This window comes from Streptomyces sp. NBC_01478 (assembly GCF_036227225.1).
In the GTDB taxonomy this organism is placed as follows: domain Bacteria; phylum Actinomycetota; class Actinomycetes; order Streptomycetales; family Streptomycetaceae; genus Streptomyces.
Map to the genome: position 1 here is coordinate 6,468,287 of NZ_CP109444.1, position 15,067 is coordinate 6,483,353.

Sequence of the window (15,067 nt, forward strand, 5' to 3'; positions counted from 1 at the left end):
CCGTCTCACCACAAGCCTGCGCCCGCCCCGGTTCTCCAGTCCCTCCAAGAGAGCAGGAGACCTACAGCATGACCCAACGTCGTGCATTCGGCGAGGGCCGTCCGGCCCACGCCACTCCAATGAGGTGGGGTCGACTCCGGCCGCGCCTGCTTGATCTGTTCTCGTGCGCCGGCGGCGCTGCCATGGGCTATGTCCGTGCCGGATTCGTCGTGGATGGTGTCGACATCGGCGACCGGCCGAACTACCCGTTCCCCTACCACCAGGGCGACGCGCTCGAACGGCTCGCCGCGTTGATCCTCTCCGGGGAGATCGAGCGGTACGCGTTCGTGCACGCGTCCCCGCCGTGCCAGGACAAGTGCACTCTGACCGTAGGCACGAACCGTTCCCAGGGCTGGGGCCGCATCCACGAAGACCTCGTGGCGCCCACCCGCGACCTGCTCGACAAGACGGGCCTGCCGTACATCATCGAGCAGCCCAACGGACGTGCGGAGATCCGCAAGGATCTATGGCTGTGCGGCGAGATGTTCGGGCTCGGGGTCATCCGCCACCGCAACTTCGAGTTGGGCGGATGGACCGCTGAACAGCCGGCGCACGTCGCCCACCGCGGACGCGTGAAGGGCTGGCGACACGGCCAGTACTTCGACGGTCCGTATGTCGCCGCATACGGCAACGGCGGGGGCAAGCCGTCCATCCCGGAGCTTCAGGCCGCGATGGGCATCACATGGACGGACGTGCGTGAGGAACTGACGGAGGCTATCCCGCCCGCGTACATGGAGTGGATCGGCCGCGCTTTCATCGCCTCCCGTGTGCTGGGGGTGGCGGCATGAACAACCACCTCCTATACGCCGCGCTGCACGCAGCCGAGCAAGGATGGGCGGTGCTCCCGCTGCGCCCCGGCGACAAGCGTCCGGCCCTGCACGGTGAAGACGTCTGCCCCGGCATCGGAGACTGCGCCGGCGGTCACCGCAAGTGGGAAGAGCGCGCCACCATCGACCCGGACCGCATCCGCCGCGCGTGGGGCGACCTGCCGTTCAACGTCGGCATTGCGACCGGTCCGTCCGGGCTGGTTGTCGTCGACCTCGACATGCCCAAGCGCAAGAGCAGTGCGGACACGCCTTCCGGCGTGACGACCTTTGCGGCGCTCTGCGAGCGCGCCGGACAGGCCATTCCCACCACCCGCACGACGCGGACCGCGAGCGGTGGGGTCCACCTGTATTTCGCCGCCCCACCCGGCGCGCGGCTCGGCAACACGGCCGGACGGCTCGGTAAGCGCATCGACACCCGTGCTTGGGGTGGCTACGTCGTCGCCCCCGGCAGTCTCACCCCCACCGGTGCCTACGCGATCATCGACGACACACCGCCCGCCCCACTGCCGGAGTGGCTGTACGCCCTTCTGACGGCCCGTCAAGCTCCGCGGGCACTAACGGCTGCACCGTCATCGGTTCGAGCGTCCAGCTACGCCGCATCGGGCCTGAACGCCGAAATCGCGAGCGTGCGCACGGCACCGGAGGGCGAGCGCAACGCCACCTTGCTCCGGGCAGCGCGAGCCTTGGGGCGCTTCATCGCGTGGGGCGACCTACCCAGGGAGCAGGTTGAGGAGGCTCTTCAGTGGGCGGGGGAGCAGGCTGGTCTCGCTCCCCGGTCCTGTGAGGCGACCATTCGCAGCGGTCTGAACTGGTCGATTGCCCGCAACAGCCAGCGGAGGGCGGCATGAACACCCCTCCCCGCCCCTCCCTGAAGAGCCTTCCGGCCACCCCCACCGGTCCGCGCGCCGCTGCACAACCGGCGCCCGGTCCGGCCGTGGGCGAGCCGAAAGGCGTCGCCGTAGGCGTCCGCACTGCTCTTCGCTCTGACCCGAGCAGGGGTGACGGCCGGTACCTGGTCGCGTGGCTGTGCATCAGTGCCCCGCGCGGCGCCGTGCCTACCGCCACCTCGAAGTGCCTGTGCGGCAGGGACCGCAGCGCCATTGGCCACACAAAGGTGTTGGCCCTGATCGCCGACCACACCGCCCACCGCGACGAATGCCCGCTCCGCACCACCCAGGAAGGGAGGGCCGCGGCATGACTACCAATCCGCCGGCGCACCCCACGGACGGTTCCGCCCTGCTCGATGAGGTCGAAGCCTTCCACCGTCGCTTCAACGTCTTCCCCCTCGAAGCCGCCTACGTCGCGGTCACACTCTGGAACGCGCACGCGCACCTGCTCGACTGCTTCGACGCCACACCCCGTATCGCGTTCCTGTCGCCGGAGCCAGGCTCCGGGAAGTCGCGAGCGCTGGAGATCATCGAAACCCTGGTGCCCAAGCCGCTCGTTGCGGCCAACGCGTCCGCCTCGGTGCTCTTCCGTGCCGTGTCCACCCTGGAGACCCGTCCCACGATCCTCTTCGACGAGGTCGACACGGTCTTCGGGCCCAAGGCAGGGGACAACGAACCGCTGCGCGGGTTCCTCAACGCCGGCCACCGCCGCGGGGTCGGCATGTGGCGCTGCGTCGGAGACGGAGCCAACCAGCAAGTACAGGAGTTCCCGTCGTACTGCGCTGTCGCGATGGCAGGGCTCGGCTCGCTGCCGGACACGATCCTGACCCGCTCAGTCATCATCCGGATGCGCCGCCGCGCGAGGAATGAGTACGTGGAGCCCTACCGCCAGCGTATTCACGAGAAGGAAGGCAACGCGCTGCGCGACAGGCTCACCAACTGGGCACAGTCCGTGGCGCACTTGGTCGACGGAGTGTTCCCCGAACTGCCCCCGGAGGTCACGGACCGACCCGCGGACGTCTGGGAACCGCTTCTCGCGGTTGCCGACGCTGCCGGGGGCGAATGGCCGGAGCGAGCCCGCACAGCATGTGTGGAACTGGTCAACGCGGCCAAGGTCGGAGACAAGGGCAGCACCGGTATCCGGCTGCTCACGGATCTGCGCGACCACGTGTTCAACGGCATCGACCGCCTGCCCACCGTCGCCGTTCTCGACCGCCTGCACAGCCTCGATGAGGCGCCGTGGGCGGACATGAGCGGCAAGCCGCTGGACGCGCGGGGGTTGGCGCGGATGTTGCGCGAGTACATGACCGCGGACAACACCCCGGTCGCGGCACGGAACATCAAAGCGGGCGGCAGCGTGATGAAGGGCTATTACGCCGCGGACCTCCATGACGCGTGGGAGCGCTATTGCCCCCCACCCCCTGAGAGTCCGCTACTTCCGCTACCGCCGCTACCGCGCAGGTCGGAGGCCTGAAAAAGGTAGCGGCAAGGGCGGATTCGTCCGCTACCCGCACCGCTTCATCCGCTACCGGTCCCGCACCACCCCCAGGGCCGGTAGCGGATTCATCCGCTACCGCCACCTCAATCCGCTACCTGGATCATGCCCTTGACCAGGGAGGTAGCGGAGGTAGCGGAAGTAGCGGACCTGACAGGAAGGGGGTCACCGCCCCCGACTCCCTGCCGAGGAGGCACCGCCGCGTGAGCACCGCTGTTTCACCCGCTGAACAACTCCTCTACAGGCCTGAAGAGGCTGCCATAGCTCTCAGGATCGGCCGCTCGATGGTCTATGAGGAGATACGGCTCGGACGTCTCCAGACAGTTCGCATAGGCCGTCGTCGACTCGTACCGCCTGAGTACATCTCGCAGTACGTCGAACTCCTCAAGCGCGAGGCCGAAGCCGCCGCCTGAACTCCCAACCACCCACCGCGACAGGGCCGCGTCCTCAAGGGCGCGACCCTGTCCTTTGGAGGCACAGCACAGCATGACCGAGACCCCGAAGCGCGCCCAAAGGGCAGGCCACGGTGCGGACACGATCTATTGGGACCCCGTCAAGAAGAGTTTCGTGGGAGCCGTCTCCCTGGGACACGCCCCTAACGGAAAGCGCCGTCGACCGAAGGTGTACGGCAAGACGAAGACCGAAGTCCGCCAGAAAATAAGGGACTTGAAGAAGGAGGTGCAGACAGGCGTCAAGGCGCCGGCCAACTACACCGTGGCCGACGCGGTGAACGACTGGTTGGAGCGCGGGCTTAAGGGGCGCGACGAGAAGGGCACCATCGGCAAGAACCGCTCGATGGCGAACAAGCACCTGATCCCGTTCATTGGCAAGGCCAAGCTGAAGGAACTCAGCGCGGACGATGTCGACGACTGGTTGGACGGCAGGGCGGAATTCCTCGCGACGCGAAGCCTTCGCGACCTACTCGCCATCCTTCGCCGTTCAACCGCGCATGCTCAGCGCAGGGACAAGGCCGCGCGGAACGTCGCCCTGCTCGTCACTGCACCGGAGGGGCGCCCTGGCCGTCCGAGCAAGGCGATGAACCTGGAGCAGGCGAAGGCGGTACTCATTTCTGCCCGGCCGTCGCGGCTGTACGCCTACCTCGTGCTCTCGTTCCTCAGCGGCGTGCGCACAGAAGAGGCGAGACCCCTCGCGTGGGATCACGTTTTCCTGGAGACAGCGAACGACATCCCGTCCCATGTCGCAGTGTGGCGCTCGGTGCGCAAACACGGCGAGACCAAGACCAGGAAGAGCCGACGGACCATCGCTCTGCCGAAGATGGTGGTCGAAGTACTCGAAGAACACATGCGGTGGCAGAAGCAGGAGCGGGCCGCGCAAGGGAAGGAGTGGGACCCGAGCGGGCTCGTGTTCACGACTCGGAGCGGCGAACCGCTCGATGCTGCCAACGTCCGGCGGGACTTCCGCGCCATCATCGCCAAGGCCGCCAAGCTGCCCGGCATCGACCTGAAGCCGCACGAGTGGACGACTCGGGAGACGCGGCAGAGCTTCGTGTCCCTGCTCTCCGACCATGGCATCCCGCTGGAGACCATCGCCCTGTTGGTCGGCCACAGCAGCCAGACCACCACGGAGGCGGTCTACCGGAAACAACTCCGGCCCGTGATCACGAAGGGGGCCGAAGCGATGGACGACATCTTCGCCGAAGACTAGAAAGGGGCGACGCGGCGGAATGGGCGGATTGACCCCGGGAAGACGACCTTAGGGCGTATCGCGGATGTACTTGAGCGAGGGAAGGGCTATGGCAGACAGCCACCTGCCTCCATGCTTATGACGTGTCCTTCTCGTTCAGGCGGCGTCAGGCTCCGCGAGGCAGATACGCCCCGAGACTCTGGTCTGTGTGGCTAGTGGCGCCGATGACTTTGCTGGTCGTTGGCGCCCTCAGCTACGTGATCTACTGGAACGTCTACGACCTCCTCGCGCACGCGGCCGAGAGCCAGAAGCCGCGGAAGCCAGTCAACGTCAACGACGCCATCAAGACAACGGTCACCATCCTCACCCTCATTGGTGCCGTCCTCGCCGGCATCTACGCTTACCGCAAACAGCGCCTTGCCGAGGGCGACGCCCACCGGTCTGACGCCAGCCAGCTTGCCGACCGATACACCACTGCTGCGGAACAGCTCGGTCACGACCAGGCTGCCGTACGCCTCGCTGGTGTCTACGCGCTTGCTCGCCTTGCTGACGACTGGGCCGAACAGCGCCAGGTCTGCATCGACGTCCTGTGTGCTTATCTCCGCATGCCCTACGAAGCTGACCCCGCGGCTCCTGGGCACAAGGAAGGCGAACGCGAAGTCCGCCAAACGATCAACCGAGTCATCCGCGACCACCTAGTCGATCCAGATGCCGACGTCTCATGGTGTGAGTTTGCCTTCGACTTCACCGGCGCGAGCTTCGATCGCACGATCGACTTCAGCAGTGTCACGTTCAGTAGTAGCGTCACCTTCGGCCGCGCGACGTTCAGTGGCACCGTCAGCTTCGGCGGCACGACGTTCAGTGGCAGCGCCAGCTTCGGCCGTGCGAGGTTCAGCAGCGTCGACTTCGCTTTTACGACGTTTGACGGCAACGTCGACTTCGGTGATGCGACGTTCAGCAGCATCGTCCATTTCGGCGGCGCGACGTTCAGCGGCGACGTCGATCTCACAGGTGCGACGTTTGAGAGCGTCGTCGAGTTCGGTAGCGCGACGTTCGGCGGCATCGTCGAGTTCGGTAGCGCGACGTTCGGCGGCATCGTCGACTTCGAGGGCGCGACGTTCAGCAGAGGCACCGTCGACTTCGAAGGCGCGACATTCAGGAACACTGTTCACCTTGGCGCGACGTTCGGCGGCAGCATCGTCAACTTCAGACGCGCGACGTTCGGTGGCGTCGTCGGTTTCGGTGGAGCGACGTTCAGCAGGGGCACCGTCGACTTCGAGGGCGCGACATTCACCGACGCCGTCGACCTCAGCGCGACGTTCGAGGGTACTGAGATCAGGTGGGGCCCTTTGCCTCGGCCAGCAGGGGCGTAACGCCTTCAGAGTGGCTGCGTCATCAGATCGGGCTTCCACGGCTCGCATCCTGCGGGTGGCGGCATGAGGTCCCGTTCCGCCTGCTCTGGGGTTAGCTTCCGAGACTCAAGCCTGAGGTCAGATTCGTTTGGCCCCCTGTTTGGCCCCCCGAACGCGACAGAGGCCCATTCGCGATCAAGCGAATGGGCCTCTGACCAGCGTCGGGGTGGCGGGATTTGAACCCACGACCTCTTCGTCCCGAACGAAGCGCGCTGCCAAGCTGCGCTACACCCCGATGTCGCCACTCATCTTGCCGGTGTTACTGCTCATCGCGGCGACGTCGTTTACTTTAGCCCACCGCTGGCTAGAGACGAAATCCGGTTTTGGCGCGGTGGCGGATCGGGTTGGGGCGGGCGTGGTCGAGGGCCACGAGGAGGACGGAGAGGGCGTAGAAGGCGAGGCCGAGGAGGAGGGCGTTGCCCAGGACGCTTTTGTAGCCGTGCTGTTCGACGTTGAGGAAGGAGTAGAGGTAGCGGCCCGGTGTGCCGGGGAGGATCAGTTCGCCTCGGCCCAATGACACCGCCAGGTACGTCATCGGGTACAGCAGCCACGTCGCCGCCATCCGTAGGTGCAGCCGGCCGGGGGCGGTCAGGAGCAGCCAGTCGATCACCGCGGCGATCGGTGTCACCGTGTGCAGGACCTGGTTGGTCACCGCCTGCCAGCCCGTGGGGGCCGTCGTCCCGCCCGCCATCGCGAACGGGCTCGACGCGTGCGCCAGGATCAGGTGGTACACCAGGCCGGTGATCGTGATGTAGAGCAGTGCCGCACCCGTGACCAGGGGGGAGAGGGGGCGGCGGGCGGTCCAGGCTCGGCGGGCCGTGGCGATCATGACCAGGGCCAGCAGGATGTTGCTCTGGATCGTGAAGTAGGTCAGCACCCGGATCGGGCTGCCGAGGAACAGGTCGACGGTCACCGCCGCTGCCGCCACCAACGCGACCAGCAGTCGGTACACCGCCGTCAGCGGACGACGGTACGGGGCCACCACCGCGGTGGCGGGAACGGGTGAGGCGAGCAGCGCGGGCATACCGGGTACCGCGGGGAGGTCCGGGATGTCCCTGGGTATCGGGGCGGTCATGCCCTCACGCTAGGCAGCGGGGACGAAACGGGCGATCCGGGTGGGCTGGACGGGCGACCCCGGCGGCTCTGCCCCTACCTCCGACCCTGAGTCGGCCCCGACCCTGGCCCTGCCCCTGAACCTGCCCATGTCTCTGGCCCGGCTACTCCCCACTCCCGGCCCCCGGCAGCCTTCCCCCTAGTTCCCGGCCGCCCAGCGCCCGTCTCCCCACACCTACACTCCCCCCGAGCCCCGAGCCCCGAGCCCCGAGCCCCGAGCCCCGAGCCCCGAGCCCCGAGCCCCGAGCCCCGAGCCCCGAGCCCCGAGCCCCGAGCCCCGTTCTGGCTTGCTGCCGGCACCCGGCATCCCACTCTCGCCGAACCCCCGGTCCCCCCGCTCCCACGGCCCGGCGCTACTACCTGCTCCCGCCCCGCACACTCCCGCTCCAGGCGACCCTGCCCCTGCTCTCCGGGCCGCCCTCCACCTCCTGCACCGCCCTCCCCGCCCGGGCACCCCCACCAACCCCCCGCTACCGCCGCACCCCCAACTACCTACTCCCGCCCCACCAACGTCATCAACGTCACCTCCGGCGGACAAGCAAACCGCACCGGCGTATACCGATTCGTCCCGCACCCCGCCGACACATGCAGATACGACGTCCGACCCTCCGCCGTATGCCGGGAAAGGCCCTTCACCCGGTCCGTGTCCAGGTCGCAGTTGGTGATCAGGGCGCCGTAGAAGGGGATGCAGAGCTGGCCGCCGTGGGTGTGGCCCGCGAGGGTCAGGGGGTAGCCGTCCGCGGTGAACGCGTCCAGTACCCGGAGATACGGCGCGTGCACCACGCCCATCGAGAAGTCGGCGTCGTCCGACGGGCCGCCGGCCACGCGCGCGTAGCGGTCGCGTTTGATGTGCGGGTCGTCGAGGCCGGTCAGTTCGACCGACGCGCCCTCGAGCTTCAGCGTGCCGCGCGTGTTCGTCAGGTTGAGCCAGCCCGCCGCGTCGAAGCCGTCCCGCAGGTCCTCCCACGGGTTGTGGATGATTCCCACGACGGGCGGGTTGCCGTTCAGGCCGTGGCGGCCCGCGCTCTTCTCCAGCAAGTACCGGGCGGGGTTGCGGGGTTTGGGGCCGTAGTAGTCGTTGGAGCCGAAGACGTACGCGCCCGGGAACTCCATCAGCGGGCCGAGCGCGTCCAGGACCTCGGGGATGGCCTCCGGGTCGGAGAGGTTGTCACCGGTGTTGATCACGAAGTCGGGGCGCAGGCCCGCCAGCGAGCGCAGCCAGCGCTGCTTCTTGCGCTGGCCGCCGACCATGTGGATGTCGGAGACCTGGAGGACTCTGAGCGGGCGCATGCCGGGGGGCAGGACCGGGACCGTCACCCGGCGCAGTCTGAAGGAGCGGGTCTCGAAGCCCGCCGCGTAGACCAGACCGGCGGCACCGGCCGCCGCAATTCCCAGGGGTACTCCGTATCGCGCGCGCATTCCTCCATCGTGTCAGACCCCACTGACACGCCTGACCCCCCGTCCGCCGCCGCCTCCTAAATCGGCGGGCGGCCGACCTCACGCACCTGCGAGAATCAAACCCATGACCACCACGCTCAAGTCGAAGCTGCAGGAAGACCTCAACACCGCGATCAAGGCGCACGACAAGCTGCGTTCTGCCACGCTCCGGCTGACGCTCGCCGCGATCACCAAGGAGGAGGTCGCGGGCAAGGAGAAGCGCGAGCTCTCCGACGACGAGGTCCTCAAGGTGATCACCAAGGAGGCGAAGAAGCGCCGCGAGGCCGCGGACGCCTTCGCGCAGGGCGGCCGTCCCGAGTCGGCCGCGCAGGAGAAGGCGGAGGGCGAGATCCTCGCCGAGTACCTGCCCAAGCAGCTCGGCGACGAGGAGCTGACCGCGATCGTCTCCCAGGCGGTCGAGGAGGCGAAGGCCGCCGGCGCCGAGGGCCCGCGCGCCATGGGTGCCGTCATGAAGATCGTGAACCCGAAGGTGGCCGGCCTGGCCGAGGGCGGCCGCGTCGCCGCCGTGGTGAAGAAGCTCCTCGCCGGCTGACCCACCCGCCGTACACAGACATGTGTCTACGACGACGGGGGCGCCCCTTGCAGAAGGGGCGCCCCCGTCGTCGTAGACGAAGAGCCTGAACAGCGGGTGGCCGCCGGGGAGTTGGTGCCTACCCCCTGTTGCCGCCGTTCCCGTTGCCGTTGTCGCCGCCGTTCGACGTGCCCTGGATGAAGCCGTCCGGGAGGGAGAACGTCGGGTCCGGGGTGGTGCCGCCGTCGGTCGTGCCGGTGGTGGTGCCGTCGGTGGTCACTCCGCCGTTGTCGTCGCCCCCGTTGTCGTTGTTCTTGCCGCCGTCGTTGTTCTTGTCCTTGTCCTTGACGGGGTCCGGGATGTTGACGAGCTGGAAGTTCTCGACCTGCTTGCCCTCCAGGGCGCCGGTCATGGCGTCCTTCCAGATCGGGCCCGGGGTGTCGGCGCCGTAGACCTGGTCGTGCCAGACACCGCCGATGCGGATGGTGGTCATCTCGATGTTCTGCTTGGCACTGCCGACCCAGACCGCACCGGCCAGGTTCGGGGTGTAGCCGACGAACCAGGCGTTCTTGCGGGAGTCCGTCGTACCCGTCTTACCGGCGCTCTCGCGGTCGGTGAGGCCGGCCTCCCGGCCGGTGCCGGAGTCGACCACGCCGCGCAGCACGGTGTTGATGGTGTCGGCGGTCTTCTTGCTCATCGCCCGCGAGCAGGTGGACTTGGGGACGGCGAGCGACTTCTGTGCGTTGCCCACCTTCTGCGTGATGGACTCGATGGCGACCGGCGTGCAGTACGTGCCCTCGTTGGCGAAGGTCGCGTACGCCGAGGCCATCGTCAGCGGCGAGAGGCCCTTGGAGCCGAGCGCGATGGCCGGGACCTCGGGGATCTTGTCGCCGTTGCCCTGCACGACCCCGAGCTTGCTGGTCATGTTCACCACGGGGCACAGACCGATGTCGGAGATCATCTGCACGAAGTAGGTGTTGACCGACTTGGCCATCGCCTCCTTCAGCGCGTACGGACCCTTCTCCGACTCGCTCTCGTTCTCCACCGTCGCGCCGTCCGTGTTGACCCAGTTCTTGCCACTGCAGGTCGAGACGGGGCTCGGGTAGTCCATCGAGTACGGCGCCGGGTACTGCTGGGTGGCCGGCAGGCCCTGCTCCAGCGCGGCCGCCGCGACGAACGGCTTGAACGTCGAACCGGTCGGGAAGCCGAAGTTCGAGCCGCCCATGTCGGCGTTGACCGAGTAGTTGTACTCCGTCTCGTTCTTGCCGTAGCCGTACGGCTTCGACTGGCCCATGCCGAGGATCTTGCCGGTGCCGGGCTCGACGAGGGTGGCCGCCGCGGCGACCGAGTCCGACTTGTAGATGTGGTCCTTGAGCGAGGCCTGCACCGAGGCCTGCGCCTGCGGGTCCAGGGTCGTACGGATCGTCAGGCCGCCCTGGTTCCAGATCTTCGCCCGGGCCTCCTTGGTCTTGCCGAAGACCGGGTCGCCCAGGAAGACCTTCTCGACGTACTTGCAGAAGAAGCTGGCGCCCTTGACCGCGGTGATGCAGCCGTTCTTCGGCTGGCTGACCTTCAGGCCGAGGTCGGTCTTCTCGGCCGCCCGGGCCTCCGCCGCGGAGATGTCGCCGACCTCGGCCATGCGGGCCAGCACGGTGTTGCGCCGCTTCTTGGCCTCGGCCTCGTCGTTGATCGGGTCGTAGCGCGTGGGCGACTGGACGATGCCCGCAAGCAGCGCCGACTGCTGGAGGTTCAGGTCCTTGGCGTGCTTGGAGAAGTAACGCTCGGACGCGGCCTCGACGCCGTAGGCCTGCTCTCCGAAGAAGGTGATGTTGAGGTAGTTCTCGAGGATCTTCTTCTTGCCGAGCTTTTCCTCGATCTGGATCGCGTACTTCAGCTCGCGGACCTTGCGGCCCAGCGTCTGCTGAGTGGCCTCGGCGACCTTCGTCGGGTCGTCACCGGCCTCCTCGACGAAGTAGTTCTTGACCAACTGCTGGGTCAGGGTCGAGGCGCCCTGGGAGACTCCGCCGCTCTGCGCGTTCTTGTTGAGGGCGCGCAGGACGCCCTTCAGGTCGATCGCGCCGTGCTGGTAGAAGCGCGAGTCCTCGATCGCGACGATCGCCTTCTGCATGTACGGCGAGACATCCTTGAGCTCCACCACCGTGCGGTCACGGGAGTAGACCGAGGCGATCTGGTTGCCCTTGCTGTCCAGGATCGTGGTGCGCTGGCTGAGCTGAGGGCTCTTCAGATTGTCCGGGATGTCGTCGAACCCCTGGACCGAACCCTTGGCGGCGAGCCCCAGCGCGCCGGCCGCGGGCAACGCGATTCCGGCCATGACGGCACCGGCGAGCACACTGACACCGAGGAACTTGGTGGCCTGCTGCAGAGGGGACAGACCACCACCCGAGCGCTTTTTTGGCATGGGGGCAGCCTACGTTCTCATTCGCCGGACACGTGTATAGGCCTTGGCCTAAGCTGCTCTCAACTGTCACAGCAGAGCGGTCACGTATCAATACGTCCGGCGACCCCGAATCGTTCCGGTCGTTCCCGAGTTTTTTGTCGGGGGCGTGTCCGAATCCGCCTCCTGTGTCACCCGGTGCCCCTTGTGGCGCATGTCAACTGCCCCGGTTTGCCGGGAAAGTCACGCATGTCGTCAGCTCACTCCCCCGGGTGATCTGCCGCTTACCCATAGTCCGTTCGGGCCATTCAAGATTGGGCCCGAAGGGGGTGTTGCGCTGTGCCCACCTTCCGTAACGTCCTCAACTGGCGGCGGTGAATATGCCGCTGCCGCCGTGGGGGAGCCTCGATTCGGGAGAGGACGGCGCCGGTATGGGCTGGGTAACCGACTGGAGTGCGCAGGCGGCCTGCCGCACTACCGATCCGGATGAACTGTTCGTTCAAGGAGCAGCGCAGAACAGGGCGAAGGCAGTGTGCACCGGATGTCCGGTACGCACGGAGTGCCTCGCCGATGCGCTCGACAACCGCGTCGAATTCGGCGTGTGGGGAGGAATGACGGAGCGGGAGCGCCGCGCACTGCTGCGCAGGCGGCCCACTGTCACTTCATGGCGCCGGCTACTGGAGACCGCGCGCATCGAGTACGAACGAGGGGTCGGCATCATCCCCCTCGACGACGACGAGATCTACGAGAACTACGCGGCGGTGGGCTGACTCCCACCGGTCCCTTCGGGGCCGACCTCGGGCGATCCCCGGGGCACGAGCCCGGAGGTCCGCGTCAGACCTTCGTCTCGGGCAGCTCAGGCCGACCGGCCGCGAGCCGGTTCCCGATGTCCCGCAGCCCCGCGAGGTCGTGCACATCGCCGGGCAGCGCGGCCACTTCGGCCACGGCCACCTCGGGGTGACGTGCGGTGAAGCGGTCACGTGTGCGCTGCTCACGCGAGAGCAGCCGCATCCGGTCGGCATGCAGCCTGAGCAGACCTGCGGTGAGTTGTTCCACGGATCGCTCGTCGTCGGACGGCTTGTCGTCCGTGGCGGCGGACCGCTCCTGGTCCGTGTCGGCGGGGGAGCCTTCGTCAGGAGCTGCGGCGCGAGCTGTTGTCTCGGAAGCGGGAGATTCTGAACTGCCGTACGTGTCGGGAGAGTTACGAAGTCCAGCTTTCCCGCCCATCTGATCGACAATGCGGGACTCCTCAAGATTTTCCGCGGCGGCGAGTGCCCGCTCGGCCGACAGCCGGGCGGCTCCGCTGCCGTGCACCCGGTTGAGGACCAGACCGGCCAGCGGCATCTCCTCGGCCGCCAGCCGCTCCACGAAGTACGCGGCCTCGCGCAGCGCGTCCCGCTCCGGGGCCGCGACGACCAGGAACGCCGTGCCGGGCGCCTGAAGCAGCTTGTACGTCGCGTCCGCGCGCGTGCGGAACCCGCCGAAGGTGGTGTCCATCGCGGCCACGAACGTCTGGACGTCCTTGAGGAGTTGACCCCCGAGCAGCTTGCCGATCGTGCCGGTCATCATCGACATGCCGACGTTGAGGAACTTCATCCCGGCCCGGCCGCCCAGCTTCGCCGGGGCGGTCAGCAGCCGGATCAGCTTGCCGTCCAGGAACGAGCCGAGACGTTTCGGCGCGTCCAGGAAGTCGAGCGCCGAGCGGGACGGCGGGGTGTCCACCACGATGAGGTCCCAGTCGTGCTGGGCGCGCAACTGGCCCAGCTTCTCCATCGCCATGTACTCCTGCGTGCCCGCGAAGCCCGCCGAGAGCGACTGGTAGAAGGGGTTGTTGAGGATCGCGGCCGCCCGCTCACGGTCCGCGTGCGCCTCGACGATCTCGTCGAACGTGCGCTTCATGTCGAGCATCATGGCGTGCAGTTCGCCGTCCCCGTCGACGCCCTTCACCCGCCTCGGGGTGTTGTCCAGCGAGTCGATGCCCATGGACTGGGCGAGCCGGCGGGCCGGGTCGATGGTCAGGACGACGACTCTCCGCCCCCGCTCGGCGGCCCGCAGTCCGAGCGCCGCCGCGGTGGTCGTCTTGCCGACCCCGCCCGAGCCGCAGCACACCACGATCCGCGTCTCCGGGTCGTCGAGCAGCGGGTCGACGTCGAGCACGCGCGTGTGGGAGATGTGGTGGGAGCGGGCGGTGTCCCGCGCGGAGGAGGCACGGGCGGTGTCCTGTGCGCGGGCCGGGTCCGGACTCATGACATCCCCTGCTTCCGCAGCTCGGTGGCGAGTTCGTACAGGCCCGCGAGGTCCATGCCCTCGGCGAGCAACGGCAGTTCGTGCAACGGCAGGCCCTGCTCGGCGAGTACGGCCCGCTGGTCGTGCTCCAGGGCGTACCGCTCCGCGTACTCCTCGGCCTGCGCGAGCAGCGGGTCCACCAGCTTCTCGGCGTTGCCGCCGCGCCGCGCCCCGCCGAGCCCGGCGGCGGACAGCGACTGCGCCACGGCGGTGCGCGGCACGGCCCGTACGAGATCCAGGTCGGCCGTGTCCAGCACCTCGGGGCGCACCATGTTCACGATGATCCGGCCCACCGGCAGCCGGGCCGCCCGCAGTTCGGCGATGCCGTCCGCGGTCTCCTGGACGGGCATCTCCTCAAGGAGCGTCACCAGGTGCACGGCCGTCTCCGGGGACTTCAGGACCCGCATCACCGCCTGCGCCTGATTGTGTATCGGGCCGATCTTCGCGAGCCCGGCGACCTCGTCGTTGACGTTCAGGAAGCGGGTGATGCGGCCGGTGGGCGGCGCGTCCATCACGACGTAGTCGTAGGCGAACTGTCCGCTCTTCTCCTTGCGGCGTACGGCCTCGCAGGCCTTGCCGGTCAGGAGGACGTCCCGGAGGCCGGGCGCGACCGTGGTCGCGAAGTCGATCGCGCCGAGTTTCTTCAGGGCGCGGCCCGCGCTGCCCAGTTTGTAGAACATCTGGAGGTAGTCCAGAAGGGCCAGTTCGGGGTCGATGGCCAGTGCGTACACCTCCCCGCCCCCGGGAGCGACGGCGATCTTCCGCTCCTCATAAGGCAGCGTCTCCGTCTCGAAGAGCTGCGCGATGCCCTGGCGACCCTCGACCTCGACGAGAAGCGTCCGCTTCCCCTCGGTGGCCAGGGCCAGCGCGAGGGCCGCGGCCACCGTGGTCTTGCCGGTACCGCCCTTGCCACTGACGACCTGGAGCCTGCTCACGTCTTCGAGCCTAACCAGTCCGCGCCCGAACCAACCGGGAGGCTGTGGATAACGCGACGGACAAC

The 15,067-nt window shown here is 67.9% G+C and carries 13 protein-coding genes and 1 tRNA gene; 8 read left to right on the top strand and 6 right to left on the bottom strand.

Annotated features, from left to right (window positions below):
- Window positions 1–119 precede the first annotated feature (119 nt).
- The 6 genes from OG223_RS29315 to OG223_RS29340 all read left to right on the top strand — a co-directional run bounded on the left by OG223_RS29315 (window position 120) and on the right by OG223_RS29340 (window position 6,265).
- Window positions 120–827, top strand: a complete 708-nt coding sequence (locus OG223_RS29315) for a DNA methylase (protein ID WP_329265537.1) — start codon at window positions 120–122, stop codon at window positions 825–827.
- Entirely contained in the window at window positions 824–1,714 is an 891-nt protein-coding gene (locus OG223_RS29320; protein ID WP_329254930.1) for a bifunctional DNA primase/polymerase, read from the top strand. Before OG223_RS29315 ends, OG223_RS29320 begins: the two co-directional genes overlap by 4 nt.
- Window positions 1,715–2,060: 346 nt before the next feature.
- The gene (locus tag OG223_RS29325; protein ID WP_329254932.1) at window positions 2,061–3,227 is read left to right on the top strand and encodes a DUF3631 domain-containing protein; all 1,167 of its coding nucleotides are present in this window, start codon (window positions 2,061–2,063) and stop codon (window positions 3,225–3,227) included.
- A 224-nt stretch (window positions 3,228–3,451) separates the two neighbouring features.
- Entirely contained in the window at window positions 3,452–3,661 is a 210-nt protein-coding gene (locus tag OG223_RS29330) for a helix-turn-helix domain-containing protein (RefSeq protein WP_329254934.1), read from the top strand.
- A gap of 73 nt (window positions 3,662–3,734) precedes the next feature.
- Window positions 3,735–4,913, top strand: a complete 1,179-nt coding sequence (locus OG223_RS29335) for a site-specific integrase (protein ID WP_329254937.1) — start codon at window positions 3,735–3,737, stop codon at window positions 4,911–4,913.
- A 203-nt stretch (window positions 4,914–5,116) separates the two neighbouring features.
- Window positions 5,117–6,265 carry a pentapeptide repeat-containing protein gene (locus tag OG223_RS29340; RefSeq protein ID WP_329254941.1) on the top strand — a complete coding sequence of 383 codons (1,149 nt, stop codon included), beginning with the start codon at window positions 5,117–5,119 and terminating at the stop codon, window positions 6,263–6,265.
- 200 nt (window positions 6,266–6,465) lie between these two features.
- On the opposite strand, the gene OG223_RS29345 is transcribed toward OG223_RS29340, so the two are convergent.
- The 3 genes from OG223_RS29345 to OG223_RS29355 form a co-directional block, all read right to left on the bottom strand.
- Window positions 6,466–6,539 (bottom strand) — tRNA-Pro (locus OG223_RS29345).
- Window positions 6,540–6,608: 69 nt separating this feature from the next.
- Window positions 6,609–7,379 (bottom strand): Pr6Pr family membrane protein, encoded by a 771-nt coding sequence (locus OG223_RS29350; RefSeq protein ID WP_329254944.1) that lies wholly within the window; start codon window positions 7,377–7,379, stop codon window positions 6,609–6,611.
- A 530-nt stretch (window positions 7,380–7,909) separates the two neighbouring features.
- Window positions 7,910–8,836 (bottom strand): metallophosphoesterase, encoded by a 927-nt coding sequence (locus tag OG223_RS29355; RefSeq protein ID WP_329254947.1) that lies wholly within the window; start codon window positions 8,834–8,836, stop codon window positions 7,910–7,912.
- Window positions 8,837–8,939: 103 nt separating this feature from the next.
- Here OG223_RS29355 and OG223_RS29360 point away from each other — a divergent pair, with 103 nt between their 5' ends.
- Window positions 8,940–9,407 carry a GatB/YqeY domain-containing protein gene (locus tag OG223_RS29360; protein WP_329254949.1) on the top strand — a complete coding sequence of 156 codons (468 nt, stop codon included), beginning with the start codon at window positions 8,940–8,942 and terminating at the stop codon, window positions 9,405–9,407.
- Between the two features lie 118 nt (window positions 9,408–9,525).
- Here the strand turns inward: OG223_RS29360 and OG223_RS29365 are convergent, their stop codons facing one another.
- Window positions 9,526–11,805, bottom strand: a complete 2,280-nt coding sequence (locus tag OG223_RS29365; protein WP_329254952.1) for a transglycosylase domain-containing protein — start codon at window positions 11,803–11,805, stop codon at window positions 9,526–9,528.
- A gap of 407 nt (window positions 11,806–12,212) precedes the next feature.
- Here OG223_RS29365 and wblA point away from each other — a divergent pair, with 407 nt between their 5' ends.
- Window positions 12,213–12,551, top strand: a complete 339-nt coding sequence (gene wblA, locus OG223_RS29370; protein WP_019063745.1) for a transcriptional regulator WblA — start codon at window positions 12,213–12,215, stop codon at window positions 12,549–12,551.
- Between the two features lie 64 nt (window positions 12,552–12,615).
- On the opposite strand, the gene OG223_RS29375 is transcribed toward wblA, so the two are convergent.
- Both OG223_RS29375 and OG223_RS29380 read right to left on the bottom strand, forming a co-directional pair.
- A complete protein-coding gene (locus tag OG223_RS29375) occupies window positions 12,616–14,028 on the bottom strand; it encodes an ArsA family ATPase (protein ID WP_329254955.1) in 1,413 nt (470 codons plus the stop codon).
- Window positions 14,025–15,002, bottom strand: a complete 978-nt coding sequence (locus OG223_RS29380; protein ID WP_329254956.1) for an ArsA family ATPase — start codon at window positions 15,000–15,002, stop codon at window positions 14,025–14,027. Before OG223_RS29380 ends, OG223_RS29375 begins: the two co-directional genes overlap by 4 nt.
- Window positions 15,003–15,067 lie beyond the last annotated feature (65 nt).

Bases quoted from the DNA above. Each gene is read 5' to 3' on its own strand.
- OG223_RS29335 (WP_329254937.1), top strand. From the start codon at position 3,735: ATGACCGAGACCCCGAAGCGCGCCCAAAGGGCAGGCCACGGTGCGGAC.
- OG223_RS29340 (WP_329254941.1), top strand. From the start codon at position 5,117: ATGACTTTGCTGGTCGTTGGCGCCCTCAGCTACGTGATCTACTGGAAC.
- OG223_RS29325 (WP_329254932.1), top strand. From the start codon at position 2,061: ATGACTACCAATCCGCCGGCGCACCCCACGGACGGTTCCGCCCTGCTC.
- OG223_RS29360 (WP_329254949.1), top strand. From the start codon at position 8,940: ATGACCACCACGCTCAAGTCGAAGCTGCAGGAAGACCTCAACACCGCG.
- OG223_RS29315 (WP_329265537.1), top strand. From the start codon at position 120: ATGAGGTGGGGTCGACTCCGGCCGCGCCTGCTTGATCTGTTCTCGTGC.
- OG223_RS29355 (WP_329254947.1), bottom strand. From the start codon at position 8,836: ATGCGCGCGCGATACGGAGTACCCCTGGGAATTGCGGCGGCCGGTGCC.
- OG223_RS29365 (WP_329254952.1), bottom strand. From the start codon at position 11,805: ATGCCAAAAAAGCGCTCGGGTGGTGGTCTGTCCCCTCTGCAGCAGGCC.
- OG223_RS29375 (WP_329254955.1), bottom strand. From the start codon at position 14,028: ATGAGTCCGGACCCGGCCCGCGCACAGGACACCGCCCGTGCCTCCTCC.
- wblA (WP_019063745.1), top strand. From the start codon at position 12,213: ATGGGCTGGGTAACCGACTGGAGTGCGCAGGCGGCCTGCCGCACTACC.
- OG223_RS29350 (WP_329254944.1), bottom strand. From the start codon at position 7,379: ATGACCGCCCCGATACCCAGGGACATCCCGGACCTCCCCGCGGTACCC.
- OG223_RS29320 (WP_329254930.1), top strand. From the start codon at position 824: ATGAACAACCACCTCCTATACGCCGCGCTGCACGCAGCCGAGCAAGGA.